Below are 15602 nucleotides of genomic sequence, written 5' to 3'. Positions count from 1 at the left end.
GCCGAACTTCAGCAGTTGGCCGTGAACCATCTCACCGGTGCCCAGGATCAGGGTCAGGAGCAGGAGGCTGAACACGGGCAGGCTGGAAAACCATTCCAGCAGGGTTCTTCCCAGGAACTTGGGAGACGACGTCGTTTGCATGGCGATCTCGCGGGACATCCGGCGCTACAAACTGCCGGATTCAATGAAACGGGGGGCGCGTGCCCCCCGATGGACAACTCAAGTCAGCACAGGGCTGGCATCACTTCCACTCTTCTTCGGACTTGGTGGAGCATTCAGGATCAGACGGGTTGACCGTGCAGCGAACCTTCTTGATGACTCGCAGCCCACGCTTGTCGTAAAGCCCTTTTTGCGCGATATCGACGCGTGATTCACGCAGCATCAGGGTGTACTTGTAAGCGTTCTCGGGGCTCAGTTCCATCCACGTGGCGGCTGGAACGCTGGCGTCGGACTGCTTGACCAACTGCATCGCGCGGTCGAACTGGGTCAGCCAGTAGGCGCGCGATTTCTCGCCGAAGTCCTCGGAGAACTTCGTCTTGTTGAGGATCATCTGGTAGGTGAGGATCAGGATCGGAAAGCGCGCGATGGCGCCCTTGGTACCGATGCCCTTGTAGNATCAGGATCGGAAAGCGCGCGATGGCGCCCTTGGTACCGATGCCCTTGTAGAGCTCCAGCGGCTTGTAGGCCAGCGTGGGCGCGGCGATCATGTCCACCGAACCGTTGTTGAACTTGGTCGAGAAGTTGGTGATGTCGGCCGAGATCGGCTGGGCGCCGATGCGCTGGATCATCACGGCCTGGGCCTTGTCGTAGTCGAAGGCGGCGATCTTCTTGCCAGCCAGGGCCTCGACGGTGTTGATCTTGCGATCGTTGACGACGGGGTAGGCCGCACCCAGGGGCACGATGCCGCCGACTTCGTAGTTGCCTTCGGTCATCAGCTTGGTGACCTGGGGCGATGCGGCCGAGTAGGTCTGGATCAGCTTGCGCACGACTTCGTAGCTGCTGGCCATGTCGATCTTGCCGTCCCGCACGATGGTGGTGGCACCCAGCGTGTCGATGGAGGCCGCCACGGCATTGAACTGGCGTGTCCGGAAGGCGGTGGCGATGACGGCATCGCACTGACCGGTGCGGAAGTCTTCGGTGGCCACACCTTCGTTGTTGTAGGCCTTGAGCTCCAGGGAAACACCGTGCCGTTGCATGGCGACGATGTAGTCCTTGGTCATGTTGAACAGGTCGCCGGAGGCGCCGAGAAGGTCATAGACGCAGACCTTCTGGGCTGCGTGGGCGCTCAGGCCAGCGGTGGCCAGCAAGATCGCCGCGCCGATCTTGCCAATGGAATGCTTCAACATGGGGTCTCCTACGGTACGTCGTGGGCCTTGTGGCCTGTTGTCTTGTGTCGCGGAAGCAGAGGCTCTACATGAGGAGAGTCGCGAACTGCAGCGATTCGAACATCTGTATGAATTTCGTAACTATATCCACCAGGAAGTTCCTGCGCGGATTCCCTCCCCGCGAAACCGGGGGAGGGATTTCCCTGGGGATTACTTCAGGAAACTGTCGACGTCCACGCCAGCATCGGCCTTGTCGTCCCAGAATTTGCCCAGCGAATTGAAGGGCGTGCGCGAGCCGGTGTTCTGTGTCCACAGGCGATCAGAGATGTTCTGCAGTTGAGCCTGGGCCACCACATCAAGGAAACGGTACTGCTTGTTGACCTTGAAGTTCTGCACCGTGGCGGAGCGCTTGATGATGGTGCGGATGGTGGCGGTGTCATCGGCCGAGGCGGCAGCGATGGCGTTCACCACATGCGACAGGCGCACGCCCTTGGCTTCGCCAATGGCCATAGAGCTGTCGAACATGCCCTTGAGGTCCTTGCCCTCGGCCCCGCCGGGGATGATGCTCCACACGGCTGCACGGGTGGCCTGGGGCACGCCCCACCACTTGTTGTTGTCCAGACAGGTCATGGCGAATGCGGCCTGCGGTGCGATGTCGGTGGGCACGCCCACGGACTGCTGTGCGGCGATGTCGTTGGTCATGGCCTGCACCCCAGACAGCGAGCCCAGCATGTAGACCAGTTCGTCGAAGTCGCGCTTGAAGCGTGGGCAATCCTGGCCGTACTTGAAGAAATACTTCTGCTCGAGCTTGTCGCGCATGCGCTTGAACGAGGTGTACTGGCGTTCGGCCGTCAGCGCCAGCAGGCGCTTCTGGGCCACGCGGGCATCGGTGGCTTCGTCGGCGCGCTTCTCGCGTACGGCCCGCAGATAGCGCAGTTCTTCGCCCAGGGCCTGTGATTCCGAACAGACGCCTGCGGCGCTGAACATCACGGTTTCGGCCAGGGATGGATCACCGTGGAACTCGCGGGCGGCACCCACCAGTGGAGCGTTGACCATCGAGAAGTTGCAGACCATGTCGACATCGCCCATGGCCAGGGCGGGCGGTGTGAAGCCTTCCTCGATGATGTTGAGGGTCACGCCGCTGGTGGCCGACTGCAGCAGGGCACAACCACTCATGGTCAGGACCGATGCGGCCGCGACGGAGGCTGTGAGGAGTCGGGTCATCCTTGAAATCATTGATCTGTCTCCGGGGTGAATCTGGACCAGGCGGTGTGGTCTGCAGGTAAGTGAGATGCAGCAAATTCTTTGCCGAAAAAGCAAAAAAGTTGGCGAAATTCTATCTGTCGAACGTTTTGTGGATCGGGCATGGAAACCCTAGGGTTCCCCCCTGAAAATCCAGCAGGGACAAGGGTTTGCGGCCCGCGAACAGGGGGCTCGGTTATGCAAAAAGGCCCGGTGCCTATGGGCAACCGGGCCTTTGTGTGCAAGTGGGGTGCACTTACTTGATGGGCTTGAAGCGCACGCGCTTGGGGCGCGCGCCTTCTTCGCCCAGGCGCTTCTTCTTGTCGGCTTCGTACTCCTGGTAGTTGCCGTCGTAGAAGAACCATTGCGAATCGCCTTCGCAGGCCAGGATGTGCGTGCAGATGCGGTCCAGGAACCAGCGATCGTGGGAGATGATCATGGCGCTGCCGGCGAACTCAAGCAAGGCATCTTCCAGCGCGCGCAGGGTTTCGACGTCCAGGTCGTTGGAGGGTTCGTCGAGCATCAGCACGTTGCCGCCCTGGGCCAGGGTCTTGGCCAGGTGCAGGCGACCGCGTTCACCGCCGGACAGGTTGCCCACCAGCTTTTGCTGGTCGTTGCCCTTGAAGTTGAAGCGGCCCAGGTAGGCGCGCGAGGGCATCACGAACTTGCCCACGATGATGTTGTCCAGTCCGCCCGAGACGTCCTGCCACACTGTGTTGTCGGCGGCCAGGCCTTCGCGGCTCTGGTCGACGAAGGCCAGTTGGGCCGTCTTGCCGATGGTGACGCTGCCGCTGTCAGGCTGCTCGACGCCCTGGATCATGCGGAACAGCGTGGACTTACCTGCGCCGTTGGGGCCGATGATGCCGACGATGGCGCCCGCGGGCACCTTGAAGCTCAGGTTGTCGATCAGCACGCGGTCGCCGAAGGACTTGGTGACGTTGGCGAACTCGATCACTTCATTGCCCAGGCGCTCGGCCACGGGGATGAAGATCTCGTTGGTTTCATTGCGCTTCTGGTATTCGACGTCGCTCAGCTCTTCGAAGCGCGCCAGACGAGCCTTGCTCTTGGCCTGACGGCCCTTGGTGTTCTTGCGAACCCATTCCAGCTCCTGCTTCAGGGCCTTGGCGCGGGCGTCCTCGGTCTTCTGTTCGGCTTCCAGGCGTTTGCCCTTGGCATCGAGCCAGTCGGAATAGTTGCCCTTGTAGGGGTGGCCTGCGCCGCGGTCGAGTTCGAGGATCCACTCGGCGGCGTTGTCCAGGAAGTAGCGATCGTGGGTGATGGCGACGACGGTGCCGGAGAAGCGGCTCAGGAACTGCTCGAGCCAGTCCACCGATTCGGCGTCCAAGTGGTTGGTGGGTTCGTCTAGCAGCAGCATGTCGGGCTTGGACAGCAGCAGGCGGCACAGGGCCACGCGGCGCTTTTCACCGCCGGAGAGCTGGCCGATCACGGCATCCCACGCTGGCAGACGCAGGGCATCGGCCGCCAGTTCGAGCTGCAGGTCGGTGTTTTCAGAGCCGCCCGCCGCGATGATGGCTTCGAGCTCGCCCTGTTCAGCGGCCAGCGCATCGAAGTCGGCGTTCTCTTCGGCATAGGCGGCGTAGACCTCGTCCAGACGCTTCTTGGCGGCCAGCACGCCGCCGATGCCTTCCTCGACCGCCTCACGCACGGTTTGGTCGGGGTTCATCTGCGGTTCCTGGGGCAGGTAGCCGATCTTAATGCCGGGCATCGGCACGGCCTCGCCTTCGATCTCCTTGTCGACGCCCGCCATGATCTTCAGGAAGGTGGATTTGCCGGAGCCGTTGACGCCGAGCACGCCGATCTTGGCGCCCGGGAAGAAGCTCAAGGTGATGTCCTTGAGGATCTGACGCTTCGGGGGGACGGTCTTCCCGACGCGGTTCATGGTGAAAACGTATTGAGCCATCGTGCTGCCTTCTGGCCTGAGGACCAGGCTGCCAAGTATGTGGGTGCAAAAGCGTGATTATCCGCCAGGCAAGGCCAGTGCCGGCTGGCGGGCCAGCCATTGCGTCACCAGGGTTGGATCCTGATCGATGCGCCACTGCTTGCGGCGGCTGGTGTCGCCCCGTACCAGCGTGATGCGCGCCTGTGGAAGGCGTAGTTCGTCGGCCAGCCAGCGACGCAGTGCATCATTGGCGGCGCCATCGACCGGTGGCGCCGCCAGCCGCACCCTCAACGCACCGTCATGCCACCCCACCAGCTCGGTTCGCTTGGCGTTGGGAGAGACGCTGATGTCCAGCATGCAGGCTGCGCTGCTCTCGCCTTTGCCGGCCTCCACGACGCGCAGGCACGTCCATGTGGAGGCGGTCTTGGCCGGAGATGCAGAAGATCTGATGGGGTGGTTTGCCATGTTGGCTCGGCAGGCGATCGACCGCTCAAGGTCTGCCAAAAGAAAAGGGGCCGGACTTTCGTCCGACCCCTTCAAGCGTCAATCAAGTCCTGAAGGATCAGGGCTTGTTGCCGGTGGGGAAAGGCCACGCAGCCTGAGGGCTGAGGGTGGTCTTTGCTGCGGGAGCGGCGGCCGGAGCCTTCGCAGGGGCAGGCTTGGAAGCGGCAGGCTTCTTGGCAGCGGCCTTCTTGGCTGCGGGCTTGGCGGCAGGCTTGGCAGCGGCCTTCTTGGGGGCTGCCTTCTTGACTGCAGACTTCTTGGCCGGAGCGGCCTTCTTGACTGCAGGCTTGGCGGCCTTCTTGGCCGGTGCTGCCTTCTTGGGAGCTGCGGCCTTCTTGGCCGGTGCTGCCTTCTTGGGAGCTGCGGCCTTCTTGGCCGGTGCTGCCTTCTTCACGACGGCCTTCTTGACGGCGGCCTTCTTGACCGCAACCTTCTTGGCCGGCGCCGCCTTCTTCACGGCTGCCTTCTTCACAGCGACCTTCTTGGCGGGTGCTGCCTTCTTCACAGCGGCCTTTTTGGCCGGAGCTGCTGCCTTCTTGACGGGTGCAGCCTTCTTGGGAGCGGCGGCCTTCTTGGCGGCCGGTTTTTTCGCAGTTGCCATACGTATCTCCTTGATCAAGTTGCAAAGCGCACTGCACCGCACAATGCGGTACAGAGATCCACCACCCGACGTCCCCTAGGATCTGGACGCGGTGTGATGAATGGGGTAGGTCGGGTGCTCATGTTCTGAAAGACCGGACGTGCAGTGCGCTGCATGACTCAATCCCAGGACAGGGCGCCGCCCGACTGGTATTCGATGACTCGGGTTTCGAAGAAATTGCGTTCCTTCTTCAGATCGATCATTTCGCTCATCCAGGGGAAGGGGTTCTCTTCGTTGGGGAAGAGCTCTTCCAGGCCGATCTGCGTGGCGCGCCGGTTGGCGATGTAGCGCAGGTAGCCCTTGAACATGGAGGCGTTGAGGCCCAGCACGCCGCGCGGCATGGTGTCCTCGGCGTAGCGGTACTCAAGCTCGACGGCCTTGTTGAACAGGGCCTTGATCTCGGTCTTGAACTCGGGCGTCCAGAGGTGCGGGTTCTCGAGCTTGAGCTGGTTGATCAGGTCGATGCCGAAGTTGCAGTGCATCGACTCGTCGCGCAGGATGTACTGGTACTGCTCGGCAGCGCCCGTCATCTTGTTCTGACGACCCAGTGCGAGGATCTGCGTGAAGCCCACGTAGAAGAAGAGGCCTTCCATCAGGCACGCGAACACGATCAGCGACTTCAGCAGGGTCTGGTCGTTCTGCTGCGTGCCCGTGTGGAAGTTCGGGTCCATGATCGCCTCGATGAAGGGGATCAGGAACTCATCCTTCTCGCGGATGGAAGTGACTTCGTTGTAAGCGTTGAAGATCTCGGACTCATCCAGGCCCAGCGATTCAACGATGTATTGGTACGCGTGGGTGTGGATCGCTTCCTCGAAGGCCTGGCGCAGCAGGAACTGGCGGCACTCGGGCGCCGTGATGTGGCGATAGGTGCCCAGCACGATGTTGTTGGCGGCCAGCGAATCGGCGGTGACGAAGAAGCCCAGGTTGCGCTTGATGATGCGGCGCTCGTCTTCGGTCAGGCCGTTCGGGTCTTTCCACAGCGCGATGTCCCGCGACATGTTGACCTCTTGCGGCATCCAGTGGTTGGCGCAGGTGGCGAGGTACTTTTCCCAAGCCCACTTGTACTTGAACGGCACCAACTGGTTGACGTCGGTCTGGCCGTTGATGATGCGCTTGTCCGCCGCATTGACGCGGCGTTGCGTGGCAGCCTGACCTTGGGCTTGCGCGGGACGAACCAGTTGCTGTGCGTGTTGCTGAGCAATGGCTTGTGCGCTGGCCACCGACTGAAGCCCAAGTGCGGGCGACGGTTGGGTGTTCCGTGCATGTCCATCGAAGGAGGGCACAGAACTGGCAGGCGCATTCGAAGGCGCGTTAGAAGGTGTAGGCGTGTTGTCTTCCCAGACCAACATGGTGAGCATCCTATGGGTTCGGATTATGGGAGGGTGTTGTTAAAAACACCAAGCACTTCTTGACATTTGCAAGGCCTGTTTGTTGCGGGCTTGCATCGAAAAAACCAAGAAGGCCATCGTTCAATGTCTTGTTCGCATGATCGGATGCGGACAAGTAGCAAGGCCTCATCACTGAGGCCTTGCATTGATGCTTACTGACAAGCCTCGCAATCGGGGTTGTCGATCGAACAGAACTTGATGTCGGTGGCGGGTTCGCTCATCGCTTGATCGATCACTGGTGCGGTGCTCGCAGGTGCTGCGATCTGGCCGCCCGATGCGCCCGAGGACACCGAGTTCAGCTGGCCGCGCGACACGGTTGACTTCTCTGCATGCGTGGCGCCAACAGTGCGCAGGTAGTAGGTGGTTTTGAGGCCACGCAACCAGGCAAGCTTGTAGGTTTCATCGAGCTTCTTGCCCGATGCGCCGGCCATGTAGATGTTCAGCGACTGGGCCTGGTCGATCCACTTCTGGCGGCGCGAGGCGGCTTCGACCAACCACACTGGCTCGACCTCGAAGGCTGTGGCGTACAGGTTCTTGAGCTCTTCAGGCACGCGGTCGATGCGGCGCAGCGAACCGTCGAAGTGCTTGAGGTCCATCACCATCACGTCGTCCCACAGGCCGAGCTTCTTCAGGTCACGCACCAGGTACTCGTTGACCACGGTGAACTCGCCTGACAGGTTGGACTTGACGGACAGGTTGCCGAAGCAGGGCTCGATCGAGGCGTCCACGCCAACGATGTTGGAGATGGTGGCGGTGGGCGCGATGGCGACGCAGTTGGAGTTGCGCATGCCGTGCTGGGCGATGCGGGCACGCAGGGCGTCCCAGTCCAGCTGGGTGGAGGTGTCGACCTCGACGTAGCCGCCGCGCTGTTCGGCCAGCAGTTGCACCGAATCGATCGGCAGGATGCCGCGGTCCCACAGCGAGCCGCGGTAGCTGGAGTAGCGGCCACGCTCTTGCGCCAGTTCGGTCGAGGCCCAGTACGCCTGGTAACACACGGCTTCCATCGACTGGTCGGCAAACTCCACGGCGGCTTGGCTGGCATAAGGCACGCGCAGTTGGTACAGCGCGTCCTGGAAGGCCATGATGCCCAGACCCACGGGGCGGTGGCGCAGGTTGGAGTCGCGTGCCTTTTTCACGGCGTAGTAGTTGATGTCGATCACGTTGTCGAGCATCCGCATGGCCGTGGTCACGGTCTTCTTGAGCTTGTCGTGGTCGATGCCGCCATCCTTGATGTGCTGCGACAGGTTGACCGAGCCCAGGTTGCACACGGCGATCTCTCCGCCGTTGGTGTTCAGCGTGATCTCGGTGCACAGGTTGGACGAATGCACCACGCCCACGTGCTGCTGCGGTGAGCGCACGTTGCAGGCGTCCTTGAAGGTGATCCAGGGGTGGCCTGTCTCGAACAGCATCGAGAGCATCTTGCGCCACAGGTCATTGGCCTTGACGCGCTTGAAGGGCTTGATCTCGCCGCGGTCGGCGCGGGCTTCGTAGGCGGTGTAGGCCTCTTCGAACGCCTTGCCGAACTTGTCGTGCAGATCAGGGCAGGAGGCAGGCGAGAACAGGGTCCAGTCGCCACCTTCCATCACGCGGCGCATGAACAGGTCGGGGATCCAGTTGGCCGTGTTCATGTCGTGGGTGCGGCGGCGGTCGTCGCCGGTGTTCTTGCGCAGCTCCAGGAACTCTTCGACGTCCAGGTGCCACGATTCAAGATAGGCGCAGACGGCGCCCTTGCGCTTGCCACCCTGGTTCACAGCCACGGCCGTGTCGTTGACCACCTTGAGGAAGGGGACAACGCCTTGCGACTTGCCGTTGGTGCCTTTGATGTGAGAGCCCAGGGCGCGCACGGGCGTCCAGTCGTTGCCCAGGCCGCCGGCGAACTTGCTCAGCAGCGCGTTTTCCTTGATGGCCTCGTAGATGCCGTCCAGGTCATCGGGCACGGTGGTCAGGTAGCAGCTCGACAGCTGCGAACGGCGCGTGCCCGAGTTGAACAGCGTGGGCGTGGACGACATGAAGTCGAAGCTCGAGAGCACTTCGTAGAACTCGATGGCGCGGGTTTCGCGGTCGATTTCATTGAGGGCCAGGCCCATGGCCACGCGCATGAAGAAGGCTTGCGGCAGTTCGATGCGCTCGCCTTCGACGTGCAGGAAGTAGCGGTCGTACAGGGTCTGCAGGCCCAGGTAGTCGAAGTTCAGGTCGCGCTCGTGCTTGAGCGCGGCGCCCAGGCGTGCCAGGTCGTACTGGCCCAGCTTTTCATCGAGCAGCTCGGCTTCGATGCCGCGCTTGATGAAGCCGGGGAAGTAATCGGCGTAGCGCGTGGCCATGGCAGCGTGCGTCACTTCTTCGCCGAGGATCTCGCGGCGGATGGTGTGCATCAGCAGGCGGGCGGTGGCGCGGGTGTAGCCGGGGTCGTGCTCAATGCGGGTGCGCGAGGCCAGGATGGCGGCCTTGTAGACCTCGTCGAGCGAGACGCCGTCGTACAGGTTGCGCTGAGTTTCGGCCAGGATGGGTGCGGGCTTGACGTCGGCGCCCAGGCCTTCGCACGAGGATTCGATCAGGGCCTTGAGGCCGGCCAGGTCCAGCGGCAGGCGCTGGCCGCGGTCGATCACCGTCAGTGTGGGCAGGGCCTGCTCTTGCTGGGCCTCGACATGCTTGGCGCGCTCTTGTGAGCGGCGCTCGCGGTACAGGACGTAGGCGCGGGCGACTTCGTGGTGACCGCTGCGCATCAGGCCCAGTTCGACCTGATCCTGCACGTCTTCAATGTGGAAGGTGCCGCCGGCGGGGCGCGAGCGCATCAGGGCGCGGATGACGGCTTCGGTCAGTTGGTCCACGGTTTCGCGCACGCTGGCCGACGCCGCGCCTTGCGTGCCGTGCACGGCCAGGAAGGCCTTCATCAGCGCGACGGCGATCTTGTTGGGCTCGAAGGACACGACCGCGCCATTGCGTCGGATGATCTGGTAAGCCGAGTAGGCCGATTGTTTGGGCGCTTGGCCGGCATCAGCCGGCGTGCCGACCAGAACGGAAGATGGAGTGGACGTGGCGCTGGGCGTGGACGTTTGCATGGGAATCCTTCGAGGAAGCAGCCCCGGTGGATGGGGGCGACGGGGGCTGCGAGGCACAACGGAGCGCCTGGTGGCGCGGTGTCTGCAGACACTATATATGGTGTTTGGTGCTCTGTTCAAGCACTACCTGTAGTGTCCGGAGGGGACTATAACGCCTTTTTGGGGCGCCCCCGCGTTTGCGGGATCGCAAGGGGGAAATCACCCATGTTGCGCACCCGTCACGCGGGCCGCAACACACCGTCCGGAAAGGCCATGTCGGGCCATGCAAGTCGTTGCTGCAGGCCAATCCAGTCGAAGGCGCCACCAGGATCCTGCTTGCGCCCAGGGGCCACATGTTCGTGGCCTGCCACATGGTGAAGTGCAGGCCAGTGCATCGACAAGTCAGCGAGCAGATCCGCCAGCGTGTCGTACTGGGCCGGCTCGAAAGCGTGGTGCTCCAGCCCTTCGAGCTCGATGCCAACGGAGTAGTCGTTGCAGTTGTCTCGGCCTTGCCAGGATGAGCGGCCCGCATGCCAGGCGCGGTCGAGCACGGAGACGAACTGCACCAACTCACCATCGCGTCTGATCAGGAAATGCGCTGACACTTCCAGCCCCCGTATCTGCTCGAAATAGGGATGAGCGTGCCAGTCCAGCTGGTTGGTGAAGAGCTGTTCAATCTCGGGGCCGCCATACTGGCCCGGCGGCAAGCTCACCGAGTGCACCACGGCCAGGTCGATCAGGGTGTCCGCGGGGCGCGGCCCGTGATTGGGGGAGGGCACGTGGCGCGCGTTGACATGCCAGCCCTGGTGCCATGGCGAGGGCGGATCGACGCGGTTCATGTCAGTGGATCGTGTTCGGTGTCGCCGGGGTCGAAGCGCTCACCCAGTTCGACACCATGTGCCGTGACGTGTACGCCAAGCCGCGCCATGCGGTAACGCATCTGGCGCAGGGACAGGCCCAGGCTGGCACCGGCTGCGGTGCGGTTGAGGCGGTGTTTCTCGAGGGCCCTGACCAGGATGTCGCGCTCGATGTGGTCGAGGTGCGCAGCCAGGTCGGTGGGCAGAGGGCTCGTGCCAGCGATGGCGGCAAGCCCTGGATCTTCATAGCCACGTGTGACGGTCTGCGGGAGGGGCTGTGGCGTCGAAGGTGCGGACGCCGGTGGCACGAACGGTGCCTGGAGGTCGGTCGGTGCGGCATTTGCCGGTGCAGGTGATGACACTGCCGCCACGGATGCCATGTGGCTGGGGAGCCCCAGATCGCCGGCTTCGATCAGGTGATCGGCGCTCAAGGCCACGGCGCGGTGCAGGATGTTCTCCAGCTCGCGCACATTGCCGGGGAAGCCATAGCCGCGCAGTGCCTGTTCAGCAGAGGGCCGCAGTTGCGGTGCGGGGATCTGCCCGCTCTCGGTGGCCAGGCGGTGCAGCACCTGCTCGCAGATCAGGGGCAGGTCTTCCATGCGATCGCGCAGTGCAGGCAGCGGGATCTGGATCACGTTGAGGCGGTAGAACAGATCCTGGCGGAAACGGCCGGCCTGGACCTCTCGGGCCAGGTCCTTGTGGGTGGCACTGATGATGCGCACGTCCACCGGGATTTCATTGATGGCGCCCACCGGCCGCACGGCACGCTCCTGGATGGCGCGCAGCAACTTCGATTGCATGGGCAGAGGCAGGTCGCCGATCTCGTCGAGGAACAGGGAGCCGCCTCGGGCTGCCTGGAAAAAGCCTTCACGATCTTCCTGGGCGCCGGTGAACGCGCCCTTGCGGTAGCCGAAGAACTCGGCTTCAAGCAACTGCTCGGGGATGGCGCCACAGTTGACCGCCACAAAAGGCTGGCCATGGCGTGTGCTGACATCGTGGATGGCGCGGGCGACGAGTTCCTTGCCCGTGCCTGATTCGCCCCACAGCAGCGCCGGTGCCATGCTGCGTGAGACCTTTTCAATCAGTTGGCGCACATGCGCGATGGCGCGCGACTGACCCGTGAGCCTGGCCAATGCGGCACTGGCCACCGGCAGCGGGGTGGCCAGTGGCCTGGTCGGCGCGGTATCCGCCACATTCGCCGACAGTGCCACGTCTGGCGCACGCGCTGTGCTGCGCTTGGGCTGACCCAGGTCGCGCAGGGCGGGTGAAACCACATCCTTGGAGGACAGGGCTGCGGCGACCACGGCGCGGAACTGCTTGAGATCGACCGGTTTGGTCAGGTAGTCGAAGGCGCCGGCCTTGAGCGCCTCGACCGCGTTCTCGGCAGAGCCATGGGCAGTGATCACGATGGCCTTCTCGCGTCGGCCAAGCGATTCCATGTGCCGCAGCAGGTCCAGCCCCGTGCCATCGGGCAGCCGCATGTCCGTGATGATGGCGTCGAAGGATTGCTCCTGCAGCGTCAGGCGGGCATCGTCGACACAGGCGGCGGTCTCGACGTCATAGCCGTCTCGGAGCAAGGTGAGTTCGTACAGTGTGCGCAGGTCGGGCTCGTCGTCCACGACCAGGAGGCGGCTGGGTGCGGCGTTGTTGCTCATGGGGCGGGGCTCGCGAACTCTGCCAAAGGCATGAGGATATAGAACTCGTTGCGATGGCGCTGGGTAGGCGGGTGGGCGCGAAAATCGATGGAGGCACCGTGCCGCTCGCACAACTCACGGCAAATGTACAGGCCCAGGCCTGTGCCACGGCTGCGGGTGGAGAAGAAGGGTTCGAACAAGGATCGTTCAATCTGCCCTTCGATCACCAGGCCATCGCTGAAGACCGACACCAGAGCTTGCGGCGATTGATCCTGCAGCATCAGCAACTGGGCCTCGACACGGATTGAGCCGGGCTGGCTGCTGCCGTGGCGCAGGGCATTGTCCAGCAGGTTGACCAGCACGCGCCGGAAGTGCTCCGGCTCGAAGATCACGCGGGCAGGTGTTCCCACATCGCGCGGTGGCAGGCCGCTGGTGTCCAACTTGAGCTGGGACGCATTGGCGGCTACGGGATGCAGCTTCAGCCATTCATCGACGACGGCTCGCACCAGGCGTTCCAGGTCGATGGCGGGCGCCGGGGCCCGGGCGCCGGGCGCCACGGCCAGGATGTCGTCAACGATGCGCTTGAGACGCTCCACGTTGTCCGCGACCATGCTGGTCAGCCGCTGTTGGGGCGCAGAGATGGCATCTTCAGCCAGCAGGGCGTTGGCCTGAGAGATGGCGGCCAGCGGGTTGCGGATCTCATGGGCGATGCCGGCGGACATGCGTCCCATCGCGGCCAGCTTGTCCTGGCGCACCCGGGCCTGCACGGTGCGCACGTCTTCCAGGAACACCACGCAGACATCGTCCTGGTTTTGCGTATCTCGGCCGCGCGTGAACTTCAACCGCATGCGCAACGCTCGGCGCGTGTGGTCATCGAAGGTGATCTGAAGCTCTCGGCTGTCGTCCACCCTGCGTGGCTGGGTGAACGCTTGTTCGATGGACTTGACCAGAGGTTCCCAGGCAGGTACGCCGCGCAATTGGAACGGCGCGGCCGGTGTCAGTCCATGGGCCGAGAGCAGCTTGCGTGCTGATGGATTAGCGGTGCGCACACGGCCCTGGCGGTCCACGGCCAGCACGCCTTCAGGCATCTCTTCGATGACGAGGCGATTGAGCTGGGCCTGCTGGCGTGCCAGCTCCATGCTGCCGCGGGCACTGCGCTGTTCCCGTGCCAGCCTGGATGACAACTCGCTGACCAGCAACGCCACGGCGAACAGTCCGAAGCCCGTGAGCCCGGCCGGCGTCAGCGACGTGGTGAGGTTGTCTCGCAGCACGCCCTCGAGCACGGCGCCTGTCAGCAGGATCAGGGTGGCGGCAGCGGCGGCGGCCAGGGCCATGAAGCGGGGCATGAACACGCCCGTCATCAGCACGGGAAGAGCCATGAGGGCGGCCGTGTTGATGTTGAAGCCTCGGTCCAGAAAGCTAAGGACGGCAAAGCTGCCCAGGTCCACGCCCACGGTGGCCAAGGCCTGCCTCGTGGACATGTGCAGATCCGGATCGATGCGGTGTACGCGCTGCGATGGCCACCACCACCACAGCACCGAGAGCACGGCGTAGCCGATGGCCACAGCCAGAATCTCCGGGTCGATGCTGCGGTTGAGCAGTGCCGATGTGACCACGCCGATGATGAGCATCACCCCCAGGCCCGCACGAGCTGCCAGGAAGGCGCGATACATGCGCGCATAAGGCGAGCCCTCGGCGCGTTGTGCGGCCCCAGGCTCGGAAGCGCCATCGCCCGAGCCTTTCCACCACCTTGCCGCAGGCTGAGGCGTTGTGCCGGAGGAGGTCGGAACATCGTCCAGTTCGCTGAACCACGAGCCCATCGTGTCGGCAGACTGTGTGGTCGCCATCTTGGAAGTCAGCGGGGCCGGGCGGCTGCTCATGCGGGGGACGCAAGTTTCAGGTCGCGCTGGAGCGAGGCCCCAGGCGGCGATGCTCAGCACAACAGAACACCAGGGTCGGGCCGTGCTCCGGCCCTGGCAAGGCCTCGCGGCGGGGAAGATGCACGCCGCAGTACGCGCAAGGCACGATGTCTTGGGGTCCGTTGCCTCGCCCGGCTGTGTCAGTGGGGGGCTGGGCGGGCTTGCCCCGGGCGGGCTCCTGCCGGGCAGGTTTCCGCAAACGCGACAGCGGGCCCCACAGCACCGCCACGATCAACAGCACGAGCAGCAGAAACTTGGTCATGTCGACAGGGAAAGACAGCAGGGATGGTTCACGTGGTCAGCGTGGGGCGGTGCAGCAGCACCTCGAGCACAAAGCGCGAGCCTACATAGGCGAGCAGCAGCAGGGCCGAGCCGGCGTACAGCCAGCCGATGGCGGTCTTGCCACGCCAGCCCAGCCAGTACCGGCCCGCCAGCAGCACGGCGAACACGGCCCACGACATGATGGAGAACAAGGTCTTGTGATCCCAGCGCCAAGGGTGGGCGAACAGGCTGCCCAGCACCAGAGTCAGGGTCAGCACGATGAAACCTGCCAGCACGAAGCGCAGCGTCAGGGATTCGAGCTTGAGCAGCGGGATGCCCGGAGGCTTGCGGCTGGCGCCCACGGTCTTGTCGCGCAAGCGGCGCTCGGCCAGTCGCCACATCACGGCGTGCAGAAGCGCTGCGCCGAACAGCCCATAGGACGCAATGCCCAGCACCCAGTGCAGCGGTGCCAGGCCGTGTTCGATGGCGGGCTGGTCTTGCCCGGGGTACAGCAGAGCCAACACCACGGTGAGGGCGGCCAGCACCGCCAGGCTGCGCCGGATCAGGGGAGAATCCAGCTGCAGGCGTTCCCAGGCGTAGATGCCCAGCACCAGCCAGAGGGTGACTGAAAGGGCGGGCGCAAAACCAAAACGGGCCACGGCCACCGGCGCACTCCAGTCGAAAGCCTCTGAGACAATGGCCACGGCGTGCGCCAGCCAGCCGAAGGCCAGCAGCCACCAGGCCTGGTCCGGGCGGTGGGTGCGCGGGGCGTCTCCATCCGGGAAAGCGCGTGCCGGCCACAATGCGGCCAGTCCATAAGCGCCTGCCGCCAGCGCGGTGGCCACAAGGGGCAGCAGGGTGGGCGATAAAATCATCCTCAGAGTGTACGGTCGT

The 15602-nt window shown here is 63.7% G+C and carries 12 protein-coding genes and 1 pseudogene; all 13 read right to left on the bottom strand.

Annotated features, from left to right (window positions below; translation table 11 throughout):
• Nucleotides 1–241: 241 nt before the first annotated feature.
• The gene (locus EIP75_RS24935; protein WP_274379826.1) at nucleotides 242–550 is read right to left on the bottom strand and encodes a putative solute-binding protein; all 309 of its coding nucleotides are present in this window, start codon (nucleotides 548–550) and stop codon (nucleotides 242–244) included.
• A 169-nt stretch (nucleotides 551–719) separates the two neighbouring features.
• Nucleotides 720–1196, bottom strand: a pseudogene (locus EIP75_RS24930) (putative solute-binding protein); the annotation flags it as partial.
• Between the two features lie 339 nt (nucleotides 1197–1535).
• A complete protein-coding gene (locus EIP75_RS22690; protein WP_125245481.1) occupies nucleotides 1536–2549 on the bottom strand; it encodes a hypothetical protein in 1014 nt (337 codons plus the stop codon).
• A 274-nt stretch (nucleotides 2550–2823) separates the two neighbouring features.
• Entirely contained in the window at nucleotides 2824–4488 is a 1665-nt protein-coding gene (gene ettA, locus EIP75_RS22685; protein WP_125245480.1) for an energy-dependent translational throttle protein EttA, read from the bottom strand.
• A 57-nt stretch (nucleotides 4489–4545) separates the two neighbouring features.
• Nucleotides 4546–4932 carry a DUF167 domain-containing protein gene (locus EIP75_RS22680; RefSeq protein WP_125245479.1) on the bottom strand — a complete coding sequence of 129 codons (387 nt, stop codon included), beginning with the start codon at nucleotides 4930–4932 and terminating at the stop codon, nucleotides 4546–4548.
• A 97-nt stretch (nucleotides 4933–5029) separates the two neighbouring features.
• A complete protein-coding gene (locus tag EIP75_RS22675) occupies nucleotides 5030–5572 on the bottom strand; it encodes a histone H1-like DNA-binding protein (protein WP_125245478.1) in 543 nt (180 codons plus the stop codon).
• A gap of 158 nt (nucleotides 5573–5730) precedes the next feature.
• On the bottom strand, nucleotides 5731–6960 hold the full coding sequence (locus EIP75_RS22670; RefSeq protein WP_125245477.1) for a ribonucleotide-diphosphate reductase subunit beta: 1230 nt from the start codon (nucleotides 6958–6960) through the stop codon (nucleotides 5731–5733).
• 191 nt (nucleotides 6961–7151) lie between these two features.
• Nucleotides 7152–10058, bottom strand: coding sequence for a ribonucleoside-diphosphate reductase subunit alpha (locus tag EIP75_RS22665; protein ID WP_125245476.1), 2907 nt, complete (start codon nucleotides 10056–10058; stop codon nucleotides 7152–7154).
• A gap of 218 nt (nucleotides 10059–10276) precedes the next feature.
• Nucleotides 10277–10876, bottom strand: coding sequence for a 1,6-anhydro-N-acetylmuramyl-L-alanine amidase AmpD (gene ampD / locus EIP75_RS22660; protein WP_125245475.1), 600 nt, complete (start codon nucleotides 10874–10876; stop codon nucleotides 10277–10279).
• Entirely contained in the window at nucleotides 10873–12549 is a 1677-nt protein-coding gene (locus EIP75_RS22655) for a sigma-54-dependent transcriptional regulator (RefSeq protein WP_125245474.1), read from the bottom strand. Before EIP75_RS22655 ends, ampD begins: the two co-directional genes overlap by 4 nt.
• Entirely contained in the window at nucleotides 12546–14408 is a 1863-nt protein-coding gene (locus EIP75_RS22650; RefSeq protein ID WP_125245473.1) for a sensor histidine kinase, read from the bottom strand. Before EIP75_RS22650 ends, EIP75_RS22655 begins: the two co-directional genes overlap by 4 nt.
• Nucleotides 14409–14424: 16 nt before the next feature.
• Nucleotides 14425–14709 (bottom strand): PP0621 family protein, encoded by a 285-nt coding sequence (locus EIP75_RS24925; RefSeq protein ID WP_274379825.1) that lies wholly within the window; start codon nucleotides 14707–14709, stop codon nucleotides 14425–14427.
• A gap of 28 nt (nucleotides 14710–14737) precedes the next feature.
• Complete coding sequence (locus EIP75_RS22640) at nucleotides 14738–15583, bottom strand: cytochrome C assembly family protein (RefSeq protein WP_125245472.1); 846 nt, start codon at nucleotides 15581–15583, stop codon at nucleotides 14738–14740.
• Nucleotides 15584–15602: the final 19 nt, after the last annotated feature.

Source organism: Aquabacterium soli, assembly GCF_003933735.1.
Taxonomy (GTDB): Bacteria; Pseudomonadota; Gammaproteobacteria; order Burkholderiales; family Burkholderiaceae_C; genus Aquabacterium; species Aquabacterium soli.
This window is presented reverse-complemented; position numbering and strand designations above follow the sequence as displayed.

Bases quoted from the DNA above. Each gene is read 5' to 3' on its own strand.
- EIP75_RS24935 (WP_274379826.1), bottom strand. From the start codon at position 550: ATGATCCTCAACAAGACGAAGTTCTCCGAGGACTTCGGCGAGAAATCG.
- EIP75_RS22690 (WP_125245481.1), bottom strand. From the start codon at position 2,549: ATGACCCGACTCCTCACAGCCTCCGTCGCGGCCGCATCGGTCCTGACC.
- ettA (WP_125245480.1), bottom strand. From the start codon at position 4,488: ATGGCTCAATACGTTTTCACCATGAACCGCGTCGGGAAGACCGTCCCC.
- EIP75_RS22680 (WP_125245479.1), bottom strand. From the start codon at position 4,932: ATGGCAAACCACCCCATCAGATCTTCTGCATCTCCGGCCAAGACCGCC.
- EIP75_RS22675 (WP_125245478.1), bottom strand. From the start codon at position 5,572: ATGGCAACTGCGAAAAAACCGGCCGCCAAGAAGGCCGCCGCTCCCAAG.
- EIP75_RS22670 (WP_125245477.1), bottom strand. From the start codon at position 6,960: ATGTTGGTCTGGGAAGACAACACGCCTACACCTTCTAACGCGCCTTCG.
- EIP75_RS22665 (WP_125245476.1), bottom strand. From the start codon at position 10,058: ATGCAAACGTCCACGCCCAGCGCCACGTCCACTCCATCTTCCGTTCTG.
- ampD (WP_125245475.1), bottom strand. From the start codon at position 10,876: ATGAACCGCGTCGATCCGCCCTCGCCATGGCACCAGGGCTGGCATGTC.
- EIP75_RS22655 (WP_125245474.1), bottom strand. From the start codon at position 12,549: ATGAGCAACAACGCCGCACCCAGCCGCCTCCTGGTCGTGGACGACGAG.
- EIP75_RS22650 (WP_125245473.1), bottom strand. From the start codon at position 14,408: ATGAGCAGCCGCCCGGCCCCGCTGACTTCCAAGATGGCGACCACACAG.
- EIP75_RS24925 (WP_274379825.1), bottom strand. From the start codon at position 14,709: ATGACCAAGTTTCTGCTGCTCGTGCTGTTGATCGTGGCGGTGCTGTGG.
- EIP75_RS22640 (WP_125245472.1), bottom strand. From the start codon at position 15,583: ATGATTTTATCGCCCACCCTGCTGCCCCTTGTGGCCACCGCGCTGGCG.